The following is a 19,518-nucleotide window of genomic DNA, read 5'->3' as shown; positions in this document are numbered from 1 at the left end:
CCACGGACGATCAGACTGAGCCCGGTCGCCGCATCCAATACCTGAACAACGGCTCCGCCAGAAACAGCACGAATAACAGTCGCATCACCTGCAATGCCGTCACCAACGGCACCGACAATTGCAGCGTCTCCGCCGTCAGGCTCATTTCAGCGATGCCACCGGGCATCATGCCGAGGGTCAGTGAACGCAGGTCCAGATGGGTCAGCGTGCTCAGGCCCAGGGCCGCGAGGGTGGCGATCAGCATCGTCAACACGGTGCCGATCAAGGTGCGCCCCATGAACGAGGGCGCCCGGCGAAAGAATTGCCGGTTGAAGTGACAACCCAATCCGCTGCCGATCAGCCACTGGCCGATCTGGCTGCCGCCGTTGGGCAGGCCGATGTGCAGGTCCCAGCCGATACTGACCGCCGCACTTACCAACAGCGGCCCGAACAGCCACGGGTTGGGTTGACGCAGGCGTTCCCAGATCCAGGCGAGCAGGGCGCCCGCCGGGAACAACAGCGCCAGCCACAGCCAATCCACGGTGGTGGCGTGCTGCACCGGGGCACCTTCGCCCAACAGATACTTGAACGCGGCAGGCACGCACAGTACCACCACCAGGACTCGCAAGCTCTGGCCCGCGGCGACGCGGCTCAGGTCCGCGCCATTGCGCGAGCCGAGGTTGACCATTTCACCGGAACCGCCCGGCATGCTGGAGAAAAAAGCGGTGGCGCGGTCTTCGCCGGTGCGGCGCATCAGCCACACACTCACCACACTGGACACGCTGGTGATCAGCGCGCCGAAAAAGATCAGGCCGAAGTGGCCCAGCACCTGTTCCATCACCAGCGGGGTGAAGTGCAGGCCAATGCCGATGCCTACCACCCATTGGCCGCATTTACGGCCACCGGGGATTTCCATCAACTGCCATGGCGTCAGGCAGCGCACCAGGATGATCGCCAGCAACGAGCCGACCATCCAGGGCAAAGGCCAGCCGATCAGGCTGGCCAGGTAACCGCCGGCCAGGCCGACCAGCGGTGTTCCCCACCATTGTCTGAAGGTTGTTTCAGACATTGGCCACGGCACGTCGTTGGGCGGCGCGGCGACGCCAGATCCGCAGCAGTGGCATGAACAGCATGATTGCCGTCAGGATCCAGCAGCCGAAGGTGATCGGGCTCGACCAGAGGATTTCCAATGCGCCGTTGGAAATCGACAGCGCACGCCGCAGGTTCTGCTCCATCAGGCCGCCGAGGATGAAGCCCAGCAGTACCGGCGACAGCGGGAAGTCCAGCTTGCGCAGGATGTAGCCGAAGATGCCGATGCCGATCATCAGGAACAGGTCGAACGTGGTGGCGTGCACCGCGTAGACACCGATCCCCGTGATGATGGCGATGACCGGAACCAGTGCCCAGTTTGGCACCGCCAGGATACGGGTGAACACGCGGATCATCGGGATGTTGAGGATCACCAGCATGACGTTGGCGATGAACAACGAAGCGATCAGCCCCCAGACAATGTCCGGCTGTTGCTGGAACAACAGTGGGCCAGGGGTGATGTTGTACAACGACAGCGCACCGATCATCACCGCCGTGGTGCCCGAGCCGGGAACGCCGAGGGTCAGCATCGGCACCAGCGCACCGCAGGCCGCGCCACCGATGGCGGTTTCCGGGGCGGCGAGGCCGCGCTTGTCGCCCTGGCCGAAGGTGCCGCTGGCACCGGCGATGCGTTTTTCGGTCATGTAGGCCACGGCACTCGCCAGGGTTGCACCGGCGCCTGGCAACACGCCCATGATGAAACCGAGCAGGCCGCAACGCAGGTTCACGACGAACACCGACGCGGCTTCCTTGAAGTTGAACATCATCCGCCCGGTGGCTTTCACCGCTTCCTGGCCGCGATGGGTTTTTTCCAGCAACAACAGGATTTCGCTGATGGAGAACAGGCCCAGCACCAGCACGACGAACTGGATGCCGTCGGTCAGATGGATGTTGTCACCGGTGAAGCGGTACACGCCGCTGTTGGCGTCGATCCCGACAGACGACAGGAACAACCCGATCAACGCCGCGATGAACGTCTTGAGCGGGCGGTCGCCGGCCATGCCGCCGAGGCAGACAATGGCGAATACCATCAGGACGAAATATTCCGCCGGCCCGAAGGCAATCGCCCATTTGGCCAGCAGCGGGGCGAACAACACCATGCCGCAGGTGGCAATGAGCGCACCGATGAACGAACTCCACGCCGACAGCGACAATGCCACGCCGGCCAGGCCTTGACGGGCCATCGGGTAGCCGTCGAGGGTGGTCATCACGGTGGAGGCTTCACCCGGGATGTTGAGCAGGATCGAGCTGATGCGCCCGCCGTATTCGCAACCCAGGTACACCGCCGCCAGCAGGATCAGCGCCGACTCCGGTGGCAAGCCGAGGGCAAACGCAATCGGGATCAGCAACGCCACGCCGTTGATCGGACCGAGGCCGGGCAGCAGGCCGACCACGGTGCCGATCAGGGTGCCGGTCAGCGCAGTGACGAGGTTATAAGGCGTCAGCGCGACACCGAAACCCTGGCCGAGATAATTCAGGGTATCCATATCAATTCTCCAGGACGTCGAGCAGGCCCAGGGGCAGCGGCACGTCCATCAGCTTGTCGAACAACAGATAAAGACCGATGGCCATCAGGCTGATGATCACCACGCTCGGCACCCAGCGGCCACCATACAGGCGGGCCATCGGCACCCCGATCAGGATGCTGGAGAGGATGAAGCCCAGGGGTTCGAAGGTTCCGGCAAATACCAGCAACAGCGCGACGCAGATGCCGATCTTCTGCAGGGTTTCACGGTCCAGTTGCGGGTCGTCTTCGCTGTGCACGATGGGGGCAGGGCGGAACACCATGTACAGCAGCGCCAGGCCCATCAGCCCCAGCATGAGCAAGGGGAAGGCACGTGGGCCGACCGGTTCGTAGGAAAAAGCGGCCTGGTACGGCCAGGCCATCAGTGCCAGGCCGATACAGACCAGCAACAGCACCGCGGCAAAAATACGTTGGAGGGTGAGCATGACTAACTCCTGGGCGACGCGGCTTTGCTGCCGACGCCGCCACGAGAACAGAGACGGTTACTGGATCAGGCCGAACTCTTTGGCCAGCACCTTGTAATCAGCTACCTGCTTCTTCACGTAGGTATCCAGTTCCGGGCCGGTCATGGCGAACGGGAACAGCTCACGCTGGTCACGCAGCTTGGCGAACTCTTCGGAAGCCAGCAGCTTGTCGAAGGCGTCTTTCCACCAGGCGTAGTCTTCATCGCTGACTTTCGGCCCGAGGTAGAAGCCGCGCACCACCGGCCACAGGATGTCGTAACCTTGCTCGCGAGCGGTGGGGATGTCCTTCATTTCCGGCTCGTCCAGGCGCTTCTCGGCGAACACCGCCAGCAGGCGCATGTCACCGCTCAGGATGTGGGGCATGGAGTCGGAAATGTCCGTACTGCCCACCTGGATGTGACCGCCCAGCAGGGCAGTGGCGATTTCACCGCCGCCTTCGAGTGCCACGTAGCGCAACTTGCGTGGATCGATACCCGCTGCCTTGGCGATCAGTGCGGTTTGCATCCAGTCCTGGCTGCCGACGGTACCGCCGGAACCGATGACGACGGATCCAGGATCTTTCTTCAGGGCCTGTACCAGATCGTCGAGGTTCTTGTAGGGAGAATCGCTTTTCACCGCGATGGCGCCATAGCTGGTGCCCACGGCTGCCAGCCAGCGCACGTTGGTTTCGTCGAAACGACCGAACTTGCCTTGCGCCAGGTTCAGCAACGAACCGCTGGACCAGGCCACCAACGTGCCGGCGTCTGCCGGGCGTTGCGCGACCACGGCGTTGTAGGCCACTGCACCGACACCGCCGGGCATGTAGGTGACACGCATCGGTTTGGTCAACAGCTTCTGGTTTACCAGCGCGCTTTGCGCCAGCTTGCAGGTCAGGTCAAAACCACCGCCGGGCGCTGCGGGGGCGATGCACTCCGGGCGCTTCGGCTCGGCGAGCAATTGTCCGGTGAACATCAGGCATCCGACGGCCAGGGCTACTTTACGCAGTGATAGGTTCATTCTCGTCTCCACGGGAGTTGTTATTGTGTGTTGCGGTCTTTGCGCTGCCGAACCCTCTGGATCGGGCAACAGGTTCATCGCAGGAACTTGAATCTATAGCTGACCCACCGGCACATGTCCGGGTATTCGCTGACGGCACAGGCCACGAGGAGGCTGGTTGGGGCGGGAAAAGCGAGCAGGCATCGGCGCCTGGGGCTGCATGGACAGCATGGGGGTACTCCGCTTTATTGTTCTTATGTGAAAACGCATCGGGGCGTTTCTCGTTCGCGATTGTGTTGGCGATCGGCAGTCGAAACTGTCCGTGGAAGGACTCTAATCGCCCAACCTTTCGCTAACCTTTCAAAAGCTTTCAGGATGTTTTTTGGCTTCACAGCAGCGGATGCGGCTGTAAACTCCGCGCCAGTGAATGGCGTCGACCGTTCCCGAATCGAGGAAAAAACATGCGTGTTCTGCTCGTCGAAGATCATCTGCAGCTTGCCGAAAGCGTCGCCCAGGCGCTCAAGAGCACCGGTTTGACTGTGGATGTGCTGCACGACGGGGTGGCTGCCGACCTGGCGTTGAGCAGTGAGGAATACGCAGTGGCAGTACTCGATGTCGGGCTGCCGCGCATGGACGGCTTTGAAGTGCTGGCACGCCTGCGGGCCCGGGGCAAGACCTTGCCGGTGCTGATGCTGACGGCGCGCAGCGACGTCAAGGACCGGGTGCATGGCCTCAACCTCGGTGCCGACGATTACCTGGCCAAACCCTTCGAACTCACCGAACTCGAGGCGCGGGTCAAGGCGCTGTTGCGGCGTAGCGTACTCGGCGGCGAACGCCAGCAGCGCTGTGGTGGACTGGTCTATGACCTGGACACCCGGCGTTTTACCCTCGACGACGAACTGTTGACCCTGACGTCCCGCGAGCAAGCCGTGCTGGAGGCGTTGATCGCGCGGCCGGGGCGGGTGATGAGCAAGGAACAACTCGCCGCCCAGGTATTTGGCCTGGATGAAGAAGCCAGTCCCGATGCGATTGAAATCTACGTCCACCGCCTGCGCAAGAAACTCGATGGGCATGCCGTGGCGATCGTGACGTTCAGGGGCTTGGGCTATCTACTGGAAACCCGCGATGCATAAACCCGACAGCCTGCGCTGGCGACTGCTGCGCAACTTGGCGCTGTTGCTGGTGGTGTTGATGCTGGCCAGCGGTCTGAGCGCCTACTGGAACGGTCGCGAGGCCGCGGACACGGCCTATGACCGGACCTTGCTGGCCTCGGCCCGGACCATTGCCGCGGGCCTTTCGCAACGCGACGGCAGCCTCAGTGCGGATGTGCCCTACGTGGCCCTGGATACCTTCGCCTACGACAGCGCCGGGCGCATCTATTACCAGGTCAACGATATCAACAAGAAGTTGATCTCCGGCTATGAAAACCTCCCAGGTCCGCCACCCGGCACGCCGCGCACCGACGATTACCCGGCCCTGGCGCGCTTCTACAATGCCCGCTATCAGGGCCAGAACGTGCGGGTGGTAAGCCTGCTCAAGGCCGTCAGCGAGCCGAACATGAACGGCATGGCGGAAATCCGTGTGGCGGAAACCGAAGAGGCCCGGGTCAGCATGGCCCGCGGTCTGATGGCCGACACACTGCTGCGCCTGGGCATGCTGGCCGTGGGCGCCCTGTTGTTGGTATGGTTCGCGGTCAGCGCGGCGTTGCGCCCGTTGGAGCGTTTGCGAACGGCGGTGGAAGAGCGCCAGTCGGACGATCTACGGCCGTTGCCACTGGTGGAGGTGCAGCACGAGTTATGGCCGCTGGTGCGGGCCCTCAACCACTTTACCGAGCGTTTGCGTGGGCAGTTCGAGCGCCAGGCGCAATTCATTGCCGACGCTGCCCATGAACTGCGCACGCCCCTGGCTGCGCTCAAGGCGCGGCTTGAGTTGGGGCTGCGGGCCAGTGAGCCGGCGATCTGGCGGGAAACCCTGGAGGCCGCGGCCCAGGGCACCGATCGGCTGACGCATCTGGCCAACCAGTTGCTGTCCATGGCGCGGGTCGAAAACGGTGCGCGGGCCATTGCCGAAGGGGGCGCGCAGTTACTGGATCTCAGCCAGTTGGCCCGTGAGCTGGGCATGGCCATGGCGCCGCTGGCTCATGCGCGGGGTGTGGCGTTGGCCTTGGAAGCGGACGAACCGGTGTGGCTGCGCGGTGAGCCGACCTTGTTGAACGAGTTGCTGAGCAATCTGGTGGACAATGCCCTGGCCCATACGCCCTCGGGCGGCAACGTGATTCTGCGGGTCGCCGCGCCGGCGGTGCTGGAGGTCGAGGACGATGGCCCCGGCATTCCGTTGCACGAGCGCGACCGTGTCTTCGAACGCTTCTACCGGCGCAACCAGCAGGTCGCCGGCTCCGGCCTGGGCTTGGCCATCGTCGGAGAAATCTGCCGCGCCCACCTGGCGCAGATCAGCCTGCATGACGGGCAAGAGGGCGGGTTGAAGGTGCGGGTGAGTTTTATCCCCGGCTCAGATTGATCCTGAGACGAACCCGGTTGTGGCGAGGGGATTTATCCCCGTTGGGCTGCGAAGCGGCCCCCCTGCGTTGTATCAGACAAAACGCGGAGGACCGCTTCGCGCCCCAGCGGGGATAAATCCCCTCGCCACAGATGACCCTCCTGGTCTAGTAAAACATCGACCGCGCTTCTTCGAGATGCGCGCATCGTTCCTTGTCGCTCGGGTCGATGCCCAGCTTCTGGAATGACGGCACCTTGAACGCGTCGATCCGGCCGAGGGGATGATCGGTATCCTTGTAGCAGTACAGCGCAGCGACCTGCACCAGGTCGACGTAGTCGAGTTGCCGGGATTCCCGGGCGAAATCCAGGTAAAGGCCCGGCAGTTTCACCAGCCTCTCCGGAAACTCCCAGACGCTGAGCAGCTTGTCCCCCAGCACGGGATGAATCGTTTCGATGACATGGTTGAGGCTGACCGGGTCTGACAGCAGTTCATTATGGTCTTCGGCGTAGGTCAGGATCGGCAGGACGCCGATCTGGTGCACCAATCCTCCCAATGCTGCCTGGTCGGGCTTGAGCTGGGTATAGGTCCGGCACAACGCATAGCTGACGCCGGCGATCTCCAGGCTCCTGCGCCAGACATCGCGCATTTTCTGTTCCACCACCTCGGAGCGGGCGTGGAAGATCTGCTCCATGACCAGGCCGATGGCCAGGTTGCTGCTGTAATTGACGCCCAGCCGGGTAATGGCCGTGTGCAGGTCGGTGACTTCCTGGGTGGCGCGCAGCAATGGGCTGTTGACCACTTTTATCAGGCGCGCCGAAAGCGCCGTGTCGCGGCCGATCACCTTGCTCAGGTTGCTGACGCTGATTTCCGGATCTTCGGCGGCCCGGCGAATCTGCAGGGCCACTTCCGGCAATGTCGGCAGAACCAGGTCATCGTTATCGATGGCCTCTACCAAGTCCCGTTGGACCTTATCCGCCAAATCGCTCATTTCGATTCTCTAGGTATTGCGACAAATGCTGCGATCAGCGCTGGATTTCGCGGTCGCGGTCCAGTTCGTAAGGCAGGTCCAGCAAGTTCAGTATCGGGCCTTCCAGGCTGCCGAGGTGCACATTGCCCTCTTCTGCTGCTTCGGCCTGCAACACTGCCAGCAGTTCAATGTTTCGCTCGGCTTGCGCTGCGATCACCACCTCGCCGATGGCGCTGCCGTGAGCGGGAGAGAACAAGGCGGTGCCGGGCTCTGGCAGTTCGCCAGCGTCCAATTGCAGGCGATACAGGCGTCGCTTGAGCTTGCCCAGATACTGCATGCGGGCAACGATTTCCTGGCCGGTGTAGCAGCCTTTCTTGAAACTCACGCCGCCGACGGCCTGCAGGTTGAGCATCTGCGGAATGAACAGCTCGCGAGTGGCAGGCATGACCTGGCCGATGCCGGCGCGGATCTGGCCCAGCAACCACGAGTTCAGGTCTGCCTCGGTCAAGGTTGCGCGCAGGTGGGTCTTCAGCACGTCGGCCTGTTCGACAGGTGCCCACAGCTCGACTCGGCCGGGGGACACGCGGATGGCGATCAAGGATTCGTGGCGTACCACTCTGTCGACGTCGGCCGGCGGGGCGAGACCCAGTTGAGCCAGTGCCGCGTCGGAGTTCTGCAGGCCGAAGCGAACCCAGGCTGCGCTTTCGTCGGTGAGCTTGGATTTCGAGAACACGGCGTATTTCTTCAGGTCCGCCAATTGCGGCTCGAGCAATTCGGACGCCATTGCCATCAGCACGCCGTCGCCTTCGAGCAGGATCCGAAAGCTCGATTGCATCCGGCCCTTCTGGGTGCAACGGGCGCCGAGGCTGGCCCGGCTGTCGCTCAGGTAGTTGAGGTTGCAGGTCAATTGGCCCTGCAGGAATTTGCCGGCGTCCACGCCGCGGACCGCAAGAACGCCTTCGTGGGACAGGGTGCAGAAAAAAGCGGAATCAGCCATGAGTCATCGCAGGATAAAAAGTCTGGTAGACATCATAAGGGCGCGCCCTTGAAATGGGTAGTTCACAAAGGATCGATGGCGACTGACCAAAGCTGTCTGTTTCAGCGCGGCGGGGCCTGTATACTTGCGCTCTATTTGAGGAGCGCTCCATGGTCGAAGATGTAGAACTGAATCGCCTCTACTGGCACAGCCGCCGCGGCATGCTTGAGCTTGATGTCCTGCTGGTGCCATTCGTGAAAGAGGTCTATCCCCACCTTAATGACGTGGACCGTGCCTGCTATGTCCGCCTGCTCGAATGTGAAGACCAGGACATGTTCGGCTGGTTCATGGAGCGCAGCGAATCCGAAGATCCGGAACTGCAGCGCATGGTCCGGATGATCCTGGACCGTGTCCAGCCGAAGTAATCGCTTCGAATGCCGCTGGCAGGCCTCCGGGCAACTGCTGGCGGCCTACCTGCTGGCCCAAGTCTTCGCGCTGGGCTCGTTGTTCCTGATGTCTGTCCCGCCGGGGTTTGCACTGCTTGGCGTTGTGCTGTGCCTAGCCCACGGCATCTGGACGATACCTCGACAGTTGTTGTTGACTCACCGTCAGGCATTTTGCGGCTTGCGTCGGGACGTTGACGGCTGGCAGCTCTGGAACAAGGCCGATGGCTGGAAGGCTGTGCAGCTACGCCCTGACAGCCTGGCACTGCCACTGATCGTGATACTGCGCTTTCGCTTGAAGGGCGAGTGGCGGATCCGCTCGCTGTGCGTGCCCCGCGACGCGCTGGCGCCGGATGTCCATCGGCGCCTGCGTGTGCGGCTCAGGTTCAGTCGGCGTAGGTGGGCGGCACCAGGATAGTGTCCAGCGCCTCGGGCAGCAGGTTCGGATAATCGAGGGTGTAATGCAGTCCTCGGCTTTCCTTGCGCTCCATCGCTGAGCGAATCATCAGCTCGGCCACTTGGGCCAGGTTGCGCAGTTCGATCAGGTCACGGCTGACTTTGTAATTGCTGTAGAACTCATCGATCTCGTCCAGCAACAGCCGCACCCGATGCTGGGCCCTTTGCAGGCGCTTGTTGGTGCGCACGATACCCACGTAGTCCCACATGAACCGCCGCAGTTCATCCCAGTTGTGCGCAATGATCACGTCTTCATCCGAATCGGTGACCTGGCTGGCGTCCCACGAGGGCAGGGCGGCCGGGATGGCAATCTGTGGCAACTGTTCGAGGATGTCCGCAGCGGCCGAGCGGGCATAGACAAAACACTCCAGCAGCGAGTTGCTGGCCATGCGGTTGGCGCCATGCAAGCCCGTGAAGCTGGTTTCGCCAATGGCGTACAGGCCCGGTACGTCGGTGCGGCCGTGCTGGTCGACCATTACGCCGCCGCAGGTGTAATGCGCGGCCGGCACCACCGGGATCGGTTGTTTGGTGATGTCGATGGAGAATTCCAGGCAGCGCTCATACACCGTCGGGAAATGGCTTTTGATGAATGCCTCGGGCTTATGACTGATATCCAGGTAAACGCAGTCGATACCCAGGCGCTTCATTTCATGGTCGATGGCCCGGGCGACGATGTCCCGCGGCGCCAGTTCGGCGCGCGCGTCGAAGCGCTGCATGAAACGCTCGCCATTGGGCAGCTTCAAGTGGGCGCCTTCGCCACGCAGGGCCTCGGTGACCAGGAAGCTCTTCGCCAGCGGATGATAGAGGCAGGTGGGGTGGAACTGATTGAATTCCAGGTTCGCCACCCGGCAACCCGAGCGCCACGCCATGGCGATGCCGTCGCCGCAAGCACCGTCGGGATTGCTGGTGTACAGATAGACTTTGGCTGCGCCACCGGACGCCAGGATCACGAAACGTGCGCCATAGGTGTCGACTTCACCGGTGCCACGGTTGAGCACGTAGGCGCCGAGGCAGCGATCGCCGGCTAGGCCCAGGCGTTTTTCAGTGATCAGGTCGACGGCGACTCGCTGCTCCAGCAGCTCGATATTCGGTCGCCGCTGAGCCTGGGCCAGCAGCGTCTTGAAAATCGCCGCACCGGTGGCATCGGCCGCATGGATGATGCGCCGATGGCTATGGCCGCCCTCACGGGTCAGGTGGAATTCGAATCCGCCGTCTTCAGTGCCGGACTGCTCGTCACGGGTAAAAGGCACGCCCTGGTCGATCAGCCACTGGATGGCTTCGCGGCTATGCTCGACGGTGAAACGCACTGCTTCAGGATCGCACAGGCCGCCACCGGCATTGAGGGTGTCGTCGACATGGGACTCGACGGTGTCGGTATCGTCCAGTACGGCTGCGACGCCGCCCTGCGCCCAGAACGTCGAGCCGTTGGCCAGGTCGCCTTTGCTCAGCACTGCAATGCGCAGGTACTCCGGCAACGTCAATGCAAGACTCAATCCGGCGGCACCGCTGCCGATTACCAGAACATCATGTTGAAACTGTTGGCTCATTCGATAGTTTCCGCTCAAGGCGACCCGGGTCGGGGTTGGCGCAAGGCATCCGCTTCAGCGGCGTCAGGCAGCCACGCAGCCCACTAGTATATAGAGGGGTGGAACGGCACAATAGCCGGGCATTCATGGCAATGTGAAACCAACGTGACAGAAAGGCGACGCGCTTCGTCGGATCGGTTTTTTCGCCGATGGGTAACAAGACCGTCTTTTCGAGGATAAACGCGGCTGATCTCGTCACGGTTGCCCAATGTCTGCTTTTAATGGCTGTAAATGGCGGGAACTTTTGCTGATCGCTTACGTTCAATAGACGGTTGTCTGCAAAAGGGAACAGCGTCGGGTTGGTGCAGACCTCGATTGAGCGTCTTTGCCAGCAGGCCCGGTGACAGATTATTCGCGCAGCCGGGGAATCTCGTGCTGCGTTTTTCGTGCGTGCCGGATCAGAGCGCGCCGGAAACTTGCTTGAAAGGGGGAGAACTTTTGCGAAAAGCCCGAGTCTATGTTTGCAAGTCCGGTCAATTAGTCATGCAAGCCTCCTTCGAGCTTATCGAGGAGTGTTCATGCTAACCCAGGAAGAGGATCAGCAGCTGGTCGAACGTGTTCAGCGCGGCGACAAGCGAGCTTTCGATCTGTTGGTGCTGAAATACCAGCACAAAATTCTCGGGTTGATCGTGCGGTTTGTGCACGACACCCATGAAGCCCAGGATGTCGCTCAGGAAGCCTTCATCAAGGCCTACCGCGCACTTGGTAATTTTCGCGGGGACAGCGCGTTTTATACGTGGCTTTACCGCATCGCCATTAACACGGCGAAAAACTATCTGGTTTCACGCGGCCGCCGGCCGCCGGATAGCGATGTCAGTTCCGAAGACGCAGAGTTCTACGATGGCGATCATGGCCTCAAGGATCTCGAATCCCCGGAGCGAGCATTGCTGCGGGATGAGATCGAGGGCACCGTCCATCGGACCATCCAGCAACTGCCTGAAGATTTGCGTACGGCGTTAACTTTACGTGAATTCGACGGTCTGAGTTACGAGGACATTGCGAGCGTCATGCAATGTCCGGTAGGCACCGTGCGCTCCCGGATCTTCCGCGCCCGGGAGGCCATCGATAAAGCCCTGCAACCATTGTTGCAGGAAAACTAAAGACAGCGGCGATAGCCAAGAGAGGAACGCCATGAGTCGTGAAGCCCTGCAGGAATCGCTGTCCGCAGTGATGGATAACGAAGCGGACGAACTGGAATTACGTCGGGTATTGAATGCCTTTGACGATGTTGAAACCCGTGAGACCTGGGCTCGTTACCAGATCGCCCGGGCTGTCATGCACAAGGACCTGCTGCTTCCGCGCCTGGATATCGCTGCGGCCGTTTCTGCTGCATTGGCCGACGAAGCCGTACCGGCAAAAGCTTCCCGTAGCCCATGGCGCAGCCTGGGTCGTCTGGCAGTGGCCGCTTCGGTGACCGTCGCCGTTCTGGCCGGTGTACGTCTGTACAACCAGGATGAAATCGCCGGTGTGCAGATGGCGCAGCAGTCCAACCAGCCAGGCCTGGTCGCTCCACAGGTCAAGGGCCCAGCGGTATTGGCCGGTTACAGTGAAAGCTCGGAAGCCGCCGGCCCCATGGTCAACGGCGTTCTTCAGGGGCAGCCAGGCTGGCACGACCAGCGTCTGCCCAACTACCTGCGTCAGCATGCCCAACAGGCTGCCCTGAAAGGGACTGAAAGCGCATTGCCTTACGCCCGTGCGGCCAGTCTGGAAAACCGTTAAGGACAACCCTTGCGCGCCATACCTCTTTTCACGCTGCTGCTGGGTGGCTGGTGTGCTGTCCCAGCGTACGCCGATGAGGCTCAGGACTGGTTGAATCGTTTGGGCCAGGCCGAGCAACAACAAAGCTTCCAGGGCACCTTCGTTTACGAGCGCAACGGTAGTTTTTCTACCCATAACATCTGGCATCGTGTCCAGGATGGGAAGGTACGGGAGCGGTTGCTCCAGCAGGATGGCTCGGCGCAGGAAGTCCTGCGCATCGATGGACATACTCAATGCGTCAGTGGCGCCCTTATCCCAGGGATTGGGAATACCGAGGGCACTGCCCGTGCGCTTGATCCGCAAAAACTCAAGAATTGGTACGACCTTGCCGTCATCGGCAAGTCGCGCGTGGCCGGGCGACCGGCTGTCATCGTTTCCCTGACGCCCAAGGACCAGCATCGCTACGGCTTTGAGCTGCACCTGGACAAAGAGACCGGCCTGCCGCTCAAGTCCCTGCTGCTTAACGACAAGGGACAGTTGCTCGAACGTTTCCAGTTCACGCGACTGAACATTGCCGAGCCGGCAGACAGCGACCTGCAAGCCAGTGCGGAGTGCAAGGCAGTCGTCCAGGACGCCAGCAAGGCTGCCGTGGCGAAAGCCACCTGGCACTCGGATTGGCTTCCCCCTGGCTTCGAGTTGACCAACAGTGCCGTGCGCAAGGACCCGGAGACCAGCGTTCAGGTCAGCAGCCTGATGTACGACGATGGCCTGGCCCGGTTCTCGGTATTCCTGGAGCCGCTGAACGGCGCAAACGTCACCGACACGCGTACCCAGCTTGGCCCGACGGCAGCCGTCTCTCGTCGCCTCACGACGCCCCAGGGCGAAATGATGGTGACCGTGGTCGGTGAAATCCCGATTGGTACGGCAGAACGGATCGCGCTTTCGATGCGTTCCGATGCCACGGCGACTCAGTAACGTGCTGCCCCGGTGGTTCGGTCTTGATCGAAATGCCGAAACTTCCTGTCAGCATTTTCATTTGCAAAACTTCAGTTTTTTTTCTATTAGGTCAGAGCCGCTCGGCTCTGTCCTTGCCTGTTTTTCCGGAGCGACGATACCGGCGTGTCTTCCCACCGGTATTCCTTGCTCCATATCGCTTAACCCTGCTCGTCGTAACGGGAGCCGTATGTCGATACCAAGCTTGAAAACCTGTTTTTCCATCCTTGCCACCGTGCTGGTGCTCGGCCAGGCCGTTCCCGCCGTGGCGGACAGCTTGCCTGACTTCACCCAGCTGGTCGAAAACGCCTCGCCTGCGGTGGTGAACATCAGTACCACCCAGAAGCTGCCGGATCGCCGCGTCTCGGAGCAGCAGATGCCGGATCTGGAAGGGTTGCCGCCCATGCTGCGCGAGTTCTTCGAGCGCGGAATGCCGCAGCAACCGCGTTCGCCGGGCGGTGGTCGCCAGCGTGAAGCCCAGTCCCTGGGCTCGGGTTTCATCATTTCGCCCGACGGCTACATCCTGACCAATAACCATGTGATTGCCGATGCCGACGAGATTCTGGTGCGCCTGGCCGATCGCAGCGAGCTCAAGGCCAAGCTGATCGGTACCGATCCGCGCTCCGACGTGGCGCTGCTGAAAATCGACGGCAAGGACCTGCCGGTGCTCAAGCTCGGCAAGTCCCAGGACCTGAAGGCCGGTCAGTGGGTCGTAGCCATTGGCTCGCCATTCGGCTTCGACCACACCGTGACCCAGGGTATCGTCAGTGCGATCGGCCGCAGCCTGCCGAACGAAAACTACGTTCCGTTCATCCAGACCGACGTGCCGATCAACCCGGGTAACTCTGGCGGTCCGTTGTTTAATCTGTCCGGTGAGGTGGTGGGCATCAACTCCCAGATCTACACCCGTTCGGGCGGTTTCATGGGCGTGTCCTTCGCGATTCCGATCGATGTGGCCATGGACGTGTCCAACCAGCTGAAAAGTGGTGGCAAGGTCAGTCGCGGCTGGTTGGGCGTGGTCATCCAGGAAGTGAACAAGGACCTGGCTGAGTCGTTCGGGCTGGAAAAACCGGCGGGTGCGCTGGTGGCACAGATCCAGGAAGGTGGTCCGGCTGCCAAGGGCGGCCTGCAGGTTGGTGATGTGATCCTGAAGCTCAATGACCAGCCGATCATCATGTCCGCTGACCTGCCACACTTGGTGGGCGCCCTCAAGGCCGGTGCCAAGGCCAATCTGGAAGTGATTCGCGAGGGCAAGCGCAAGAACGTCGAGTTGACGGTCGGTGCCATTCCTGAAGAGGGCGCGGAGCTGGAATCACAACCCAAGTCCGGCGTCGAGCGCAGCAGTAATCGCCTCGGCGTGGCAGTGGTCGAGCTGACGGCCGAGCAGAAGAAAGCCCTGGAGTTGCAGGGCGGTGTGGTGATCAAGGAAGTGCAGGACGGTCCTGCTGCCCTGATCGGCCTGCAACCCGGTGACATCATCACGCACCTGAACAACCAGGCCATTGGTTCCACCAAGGAGTTCACCGAGATCGCCAAGGCCCTGCCGAAGAATCGCTCGGTATCGATGCGGGTCCTGCGCCAGGGGCGTGCGAGCTTCATCACCTTCAAGCTGGCCGAATGATCGGTTGGTGACGCAATGAAAAACCGCCTCGAGAGAGGCGGTTTTTTTGTGCCCGGTGAATGGGCATCCATTGGCGAATATGTTGCCCCTGTGGGAGCGAGCCTGCTCGCGAAGGGGTAGCACATCCAACATCATTGCAAGCTGACCCACCGCTTTCGCGAGCAGGTTCGCTCCCACAGGGGCAGAGCCTGACCGCGAATATTGTCTTCTCAGCCCATCATGTCCTTGACCATGCGCTCCTGCTCCATGAGCTCTCGCTGCCGGGCATCGATACGTGACGACAACGGGAAGTTGGTGCCGGCGCGCCGTTTGGCGAAGTCCAGTTGCTGGATGGCCTGGCGGTAGTCTCCCACCAGGGCGAAGTACTCCGCGCGGGCTTGGTGCAAGCCGATGATGTTCCCCGAGAGCCCGCGAGTCTCGGCCACCATGTACCAGACGTCCGGATCGTCCGGGCGGGTCTTGAGCAGGGTTTCCAGGGCTTTCTCGGCGTCGGCGGGGCGGTTCTGCTTGAGCAGCAGGTCGACGCGCACCTGATTGAGTGGATAATTGCCTGGGTATTGGGTCAGCATCCGATCGACGCGGGATTGAGCGTCGGCCAGCTTGTTGCTGGTGATGTCCAGGTCGACCTGGGCCAGGTTGTAGATGATTTCGTTGGGTGACTTGGCCAGCAGGGGGGCAAGGTTCTGCCGTGCTTCGTTCAACTGGCCGCCCTTGATCTGCGCAATCGCCAGGCCATAGCGGGCCACATCGTTCTTGGGATTTTCATCCAGTTGTGCCCGGAAACGCTTGGCGCCCAAGCCTGGGGTTTCCTCGTAGATCAACTGGACGCGTGCGCGGATCAGTTGATAGCGCATGCTGTCTTCTGTGCCGCCCGGCTTGGCCTGTTCGGCGCGGTTGCGGGTGTCGGCGATGCGGGATTCGGTGACCGGGTGCGTCAGCAGGAATTCCGGTGGCCTGGCGTCGAAGCGGTACTGGCGCATCAGGCGCTCGAACATGGTCGGCATGGAGCGTGGATCGTAGCCGGCCTTTTCCAGGTTCTGGATACCGATGCGGTCGGCTTCCTGCTCATTCTGGCGTGAGAAACGTCGTTGTTCCTGGATGGCGGCCGCCTGGGTCCCGGCAATTGCGGCGATCCCCGCATCACCACCGCCGGCGGCGGCAATCACGATACCGGTCAGCAGAGCAGCCATCATGGGTACCTGCATGCGCTGCTGGGCTTCGACGCCACGGGCGAAGTGGCGTTGCGACAGGTGAGCCAGTTCGTGGGCCATCACCGAGGCGTATTCGCCTTCGGTCTGGGCGTTGAGAAACAGGCCGCCGTTGACCCCGACGATCCCGCCAGGTGCGGCGAAGGCGTTGAGCTGCGGGCTGTTGATCAAGATGAATTCCAGGCGACGGTCATTGACCTGGCTGGTTTCCACCAGCTTGTACACGCTGGTCTCGACGTAATCCTTGAGCTGTGGATCGTTGAGTTGTTGGACCTGGCTGCGCAGCAGGGCCAGCCAGGCACGACCCAGCTGGTGTTCCTGCTCCGGCGAGACAACGGCAGAACTGGCATCGCCAAGTGACGGCAGGTCGTCGGCGAAGCCTGGTGAGGCGAGCAGGCAAGCGAGCGTCAGCAGGGTGGGGCGCAGAAATGTCATGCACGGGGGCCTTAGTCGACAAAGACCCTACTGTAGCCGGACACCGGGCCCGGGACCAGATATTCTAGGCGGCTCTACGACCTGCTGCGGAGTGAATCCATGACCGATGCTGTAGCCCACGATGCCGAACTGGACGCCAGCGGCCTGAATTGTCCGTTGCCATTGCTCAAGGCCAAGCTGGAGCTCAACCGTCTGGCCAGTGGCGACGTGCTCAAGGTCATCGCCACGGATGCGGGCTCGCAGCGTGATTTCCGCACCTTCGCCCGGTTGGCCGGTCATACGCTGCTGCATGAAGAAGACGATAACGGCGTCTACCGTTACTGGCTGAAGAAAGCCTGAATAACCGATGGTGTTGCTTAAGGATTTTTAATGTTCAAAGTGTTACGCGACTGGATTCAGCGCTACTTCTCCGACGAGGAGGCGGTGGTGCTGGCGGTGCTGCTATTCCTGGGGTTCACCGCTGTCCTCACCTTGGGTGGCATGCTGGCACCGGTGCTGGCGGGCATGGTGCTGGCGTACCTGATGCAAGGATTGGTGACGACGCTGGAACGCCTGCGGTTGCCCGGCACCGTGGCGGTGGGCCTGGTGTTTGCCCTGTTCATGGGGCTGCTGGTGGTGTTCGTCGTGATGATCGTGCCACTGCTCTGGCACCAGTTGGTGACACTATTCAACGAATTGCCAGGCATGCTCACCAAATGGCAGTCCCTGCTGTTGCTGTTGCCCGAGCGCTATCCGCACCTGGTATCGGACGAGCAGGTACTCCAGACCATCGAAGTGGTGCGCGGCCAGATCGGCAAGTTCGGCCAGTGGGCACTGACGTTTTCGTTATCCAGTCTGCCGCTGTTGGTGAACATCATGATCTACCTGGTGCTGGTGCCGATCCTGGTGTTTTTCTTTCTCAAGGACCGGGAAATGATCGGCCGCTGGGTTCGTGGTTACCTGCCCCGTGAGCGGGCGCTGATCACCCGGGTGGCCCAGGAGATGAATCGCCAGATCGCCAACTACATTCGTGGGAAGGTCATCGAGGTGTTGATCTGCGGCGGCGTGACCTACATCGGCTTCGTGGCCCTCGGGCTCAACTACGCCGCGTTGCTGGCGCTGCTGGTGGGCGTATCGGTGGTGGTGCCTTATGTCGGCACGGTGGTGGTGACTGTGCCGGTGGCCTTGATTGCGCTGTTCCAGTGGGGGTGGAGCGACCAGTTCATCTACCTGATGGCAGTCTACGGCATCATCCAGACGCTGGACGGCAACGTGCTGGTGCCGCTGCTGTTCTCCGAAGCGGTGAACCTGCACCCGGTGGCGATCATCTGCGCGGTGCTGCTGTTTGGCGGGTTGTGGGGATTCTGGGGGGTGTTCTTTGCGATTCCCCTGGCGACGCTGTTCAAGGCTGTGCTGGATGCGTGGCCGAGCAAGGAACCGATTGTGGCGCCGTTGCTGTAACTGGGATGAAGCTGATGGCCTCATCGCGAGCAGGCTCGCTCCCACAGGGTTCTACACGATCCATGTGGGAGCGAGCCTGCTCGCGATAGGGCCTGGCAGACAATAAAGAACCTCAGGCCTTATCGAGTGCCTGAGCCGCCGCCAGCACGGCATCCACATGCCCAGGCACTTTCACGCCGCGCCATTCCTGGCGCAGCACGCCGTTCTTGTCGATCAGGAACGTGCTGCGATCTACGCCCAGGTATTCCTTGCCATAGAGCTTTTTCAGCTTGATCACATCGAACAACTGGCAGACGGCTTCGTCTTTGTCGCTGATCAGCTCGAACGGAAACTCCTGCTTGCACTTGAAGTTCTCGTGGGACTTGAGGCTGTCCCGGGAGACGCCGAACACTTCGGTGTTGGCGGCCTTGAACTGTGGGTACTGGTCACGAAAGCCCTGGCCTTCGGTGGTGCAGCCCGGGGTGCTGTCCTTCGGGTAGAAGTAGATCACCACCTGCTTGCCTTTCAGGGCGGCGAGGCTAATGGTCTGCCCGCTGGTGGCGGGCGCCTGGAAATCGGTAACCGGCTGGTCGATGGCAACGGCCATGGGCGCCTTCCTTACATTGGGTTTTGTGGGCGCCACGGTTCGATCAGTGCGTCCAGGTTCATCGCGTCGGCGAAGTCCAGGAACTGATCGCGCAGCCAACTGATCTGGGTGCCGGCCGGCAGGGTCACGGTGAACGTGGCGTTGAGCATGGTGCCGCCGGTCTGCGGGGCCTGGTAGGTGTCGCAGGTGAGATTTTCCAGCTCGACGTGGTGGTCCATGAAGAACTGGCACAGCTCGTTGATGATGTCCGGGCGGTAGGCCGAGCTCACATAGGCCACGTAGGGCAGGGCCTGTGGACGGTTTTCCAGCGCGGCGCTGCGCACCACGTTGACGGTGAAGGTGTGCTTCTTGGCCAATATCGGCAGGCTGCCTTCCAGGCGGGCCAGGGCGTCCCAGCTGCCGGAAACCTCAAGCACGAGCGCACTGCATTCGCCGTGGCGGGTCAGGCGTGAGGTCACGACGGCGCAGCGGTTTTCATGGCTGGCGCGGCACAGGACGTTGGTCAGCTCCATGGGGTTGGCGCCGAGGGCACTGATGACAAGGAATTGTTCGCGGACTGTGGGGGTGGACATGCAGCATTC

At 61.6% G+C, this 19,518-nt stretch carries 20 protein-coding genes; 10 read left to right on the top strand and 10 right to left on the bottom strand.

Annotated features, from left to right (window positions below; genetic code table 11):
• Window positions 1-10 precede the first annotated feature (10 nt).
• From N005_RS14310 to N005_RS14295, 4 genes are read right to left on the bottom strand one after another with little or no spacing between them, the layout of a single operon-like run.
• A complete protein-coding gene (locus tag N005_RS14310; RefSeq protein WP_047701779.1) occupies window positions 11-1,048 on the bottom strand; it encodes an AbrB family transcriptional regulator in 1,038 nt (345 codons plus the stop codon).
• Window positions 1,041-2,555, bottom strand: a complete 1,515-nt coding sequence (locus N005_RS14305; protein WP_047701778.1) for a tripartite tricarboxylate transporter permease — start codon at window positions 2,553-2,555, stop codon at window positions 1,041-1,043. The genes N005_RS14310 and N005_RS14305 overlap by 8 nt, the downstream gene beginning before the upstream one ends.
• A 1-nt stretch (window position 2,556) precedes the next feature.
• On the bottom strand, window positions 2,557-3,018 hold the full coding sequence (locus N005_RS14300) for a tripartite tricarboxylate transporter TctB family protein (RefSeq protein WP_047701777.1): 462 nt from the start codon (window positions 3,016-3,018) through the stop codon (window positions 2,557-2,559).
• A 57-nt stretch (window positions 3,019-3,075) separates the two neighbouring features.
• Window positions 3,076-4,053, bottom strand: coding sequence for a Bug family tripartite tricarboxylate transporter substrate binding protein (locus N005_RS14295; RefSeq protein WP_047701776.1), 978 nt, complete (start codon window positions 4,051-4,053; stop codon window positions 3,076-3,078).
• Window positions 4,054-4,493: 440 nt separating this feature from the next.
• On the opposite strand from N005_RS14295, the gene N005_RS14290 reads away from it, so the two are divergent.
• Complete coding sequence (locus N005_RS14290) at window positions 4,494-5,165, top strand: response regulator (protein ID WP_047701775.1); 672 nt, start codon at window positions 4,494-4,496, stop codon at window positions 5,163-5,165.
• Window positions 5,158-6,549: a sensor histidine kinase gene (locus N005_RS14285; RefSeq protein ID WP_047701774.1), complete on the top strand. Its 1,392-nt coding sequence runs from the start codon at window positions 5,158-5,160 to the stop codon at window positions 6,547-6,549. The genes N005_RS14290 and N005_RS14285 overlap by 8 nt, the downstream gene beginning before the upstream one ends.
• A 145-nt stretch (window positions 6,550-6,694) precedes the next feature.
• On the opposite strand, the gene N005_RS14280 is transcribed toward N005_RS14285, so the two are convergent.
• A complete protein-coding gene (locus N005_RS14280) occupies window positions 6,695-7,516 on the bottom strand; it encodes an HDOD domain-containing protein (RefSeq protein WP_047701773.1) in 822 nt (273 codons plus the stop codon).
• Window positions 7,517-7,550: 34 nt separating this feature from the next.
• Window positions 7,551-8,492 carry a CAF17-like 4Fe-4S cluster assembly/insertion protein YgfZ gene (gene ygfZ / locus N005_RS14275; protein WP_047701772.1) on the bottom strand — a complete coding sequence of 314 codons (942 nt, stop codon included), beginning with the start codon at window positions 8,490-8,492 and terminating at the stop codon, window positions 7,551-7,553.
• A 149-nt stretch (window positions 8,493-8,641) separates the two neighbouring features.
• Between ygfZ and N005_RS14270 the strand changes: the two genes are divergently transcribed.
• On the top strand, window positions 8,642-8,896 hold the full coding sequence (locus N005_RS14270) for an FAD assembly factor SdhE (protein ID WP_007930227.1): 255 nt from the start codon (window positions 8,642-8,644) through the stop codon (window positions 8,894-8,896).
• The gene (locus N005_RS14265) at window positions 8,880-9,332 is read left to right on the top strand and encodes a protein YgfX (protein WP_047701771.1); all 453 of its coding nucleotides are present in this window, start codon (window positions 8,880-8,882) and stop codon (window positions 9,330-9,332) included. The genes N005_RS14270 and N005_RS14265 overlap by 17 nt, the downstream gene beginning before the upstream one ends.
• Here N005_RS14265 and nadB read toward each other — a convergent pair.
• Complete coding sequence (gene nadB, locus N005_RS14260; RefSeq protein ID WP_047701770.1) at window positions 9,301-10,917, bottom strand: L-aspartate oxidase; 1,617 nt, start codon at window positions 10,915-10,917, stop codon at window positions 9,301-9,303. The two genes, N005_RS14265 and nadB, sit on opposite strands and share 32 nt — an antisense overlap.
• A 557-nt stretch (window positions 10,918-11,474) precedes the next feature.
• On the opposite strand from nadB, the gene rpoE reads away from it, so the two are divergent.
• From rpoE to N005_RS14240, 4 genes are all read left to right on the top strand, one after another.
• A complete protein-coding gene (gene rpoE / locus N005_RS14255; protein WP_003172477.1) occupies window positions 11,475-12,056 on the top strand; it encodes an RNA polymerase sigma factor RpoE/AlgU in 582 nt (193 codons plus the stop codon).
• A gap of 31 nt (window positions 12,057-12,087) precedes the next feature.
• Window positions 12,088-12,675 carry a sigma-E factor negative regulatory protein gene (locus N005_RS14250; protein ID WP_047701769.1) on the top strand — a complete coding sequence of 196 codons (588 nt, stop codon included), beginning with the start codon at window positions 12,088-12,090 and terminating at the stop codon, window positions 12,673-12,675.
• Between the two features lie 9 nt (window positions 12,676-12,684).
• Window positions 12,685-13,629, top strand: coding sequence for a MucB/RseB C-terminal domain-containing protein (locus N005_RS14245; protein WP_047701768.1), 945 nt, complete (start codon window positions 12,685-12,687; stop codon window positions 13,627-13,629).
• A gap of 214 nt (window positions 13,630-13,843) precedes the next feature.
• Entirely contained in the window at window positions 13,844-15,268 is a 1,425-nt protein-coding gene (locus N005_RS14240) for a DegQ family serine endoprotease (protein WP_392397499.1), read from the top strand.
• A gap of 209 nt (window positions 15,269-15,477) precedes the next feature.
• Here N005_RS14240 and N005_RS14235 read toward each other — a convergent pair whose 3' ends face one another.
• A complete protein-coding gene (locus N005_RS14235) occupies window positions 15,478-16,911 on the bottom strand; it encodes a M48 family metalloprotease (protein ID WP_047701766.1) in 1,434 nt (477 codons plus the stop codon).
• 99 nt (window positions 16,912-17,010) lie between these two features.
• Between N005_RS14235 and N005_RS14230 the strand changes: the two genes are divergently transcribed.
• Both N005_RS14230 and N005_RS14225 read left to right on the top strand, forming a co-directional pair.
• Window positions 17,011-17,250: a sulfurtransferase TusA family protein gene (locus tag N005_RS14230; RefSeq protein ID WP_047701765.1), complete on the top strand. Its 240-nt coding sequence runs from the start codon at window positions 17,011-17,013 to the stop codon at window positions 17,248-17,250.
• A gap of 30 nt (window positions 17,251-17,280) precedes the next feature.
• Complete coding sequence (locus tag N005_RS14225; protein ID WP_047701764.1) at window positions 17,281-18,351, top strand: AI-2E family transporter; 1,071 nt, start codon at window positions 17,281-17,283, stop codon at window positions 18,349-18,351.
• A gap of 112 nt (window positions 18,352-18,463) precedes the next feature.
• On the opposite strand, the gene N005_RS14220 is transcribed toward N005_RS14225, so the two are convergent.
• Together N005_RS14220 and N005_RS14215 are read right to left on the bottom strand one after the other, a co-directional pair.
• Entirely contained in the window at window positions 18,464-18,937 is a 474-nt protein-coding gene (locus N005_RS14220) for a peroxiredoxin (protein ID WP_047701763.1), read from the bottom strand.
• Between the two features lie 11 nt (window positions 18,938-18,948).
• Window positions 18,949-19,509: a glycine cleavage system transcriptional repressor gene (locus N005_RS14215; RefSeq protein WP_047701762.1), complete on the bottom strand. Its 561-nt coding sequence runs from the start codon at window positions 19,507-19,509 to the stop codon at window positions 18,949-18,951.
• Window positions 19,510-19,518 lie beyond the last annotated feature (9 nt).

The sequence above is a fragment of the Pseudomonas mediterranea CFBP 5447 genome, from assembly GCF_000774145.1.
Taxonomy (GTDB): Bacteria; Pseudomonadota; Gammaproteobacteria; order Pseudomonadales; family Pseudomonadaceae; genus Aquipseudomonas; species Aquipseudomonas mediterranea.
Note: the sequence above shows the minus strand (reverse complement) of the source record. Positions and strands in the feature narration are given on the sequence as shown.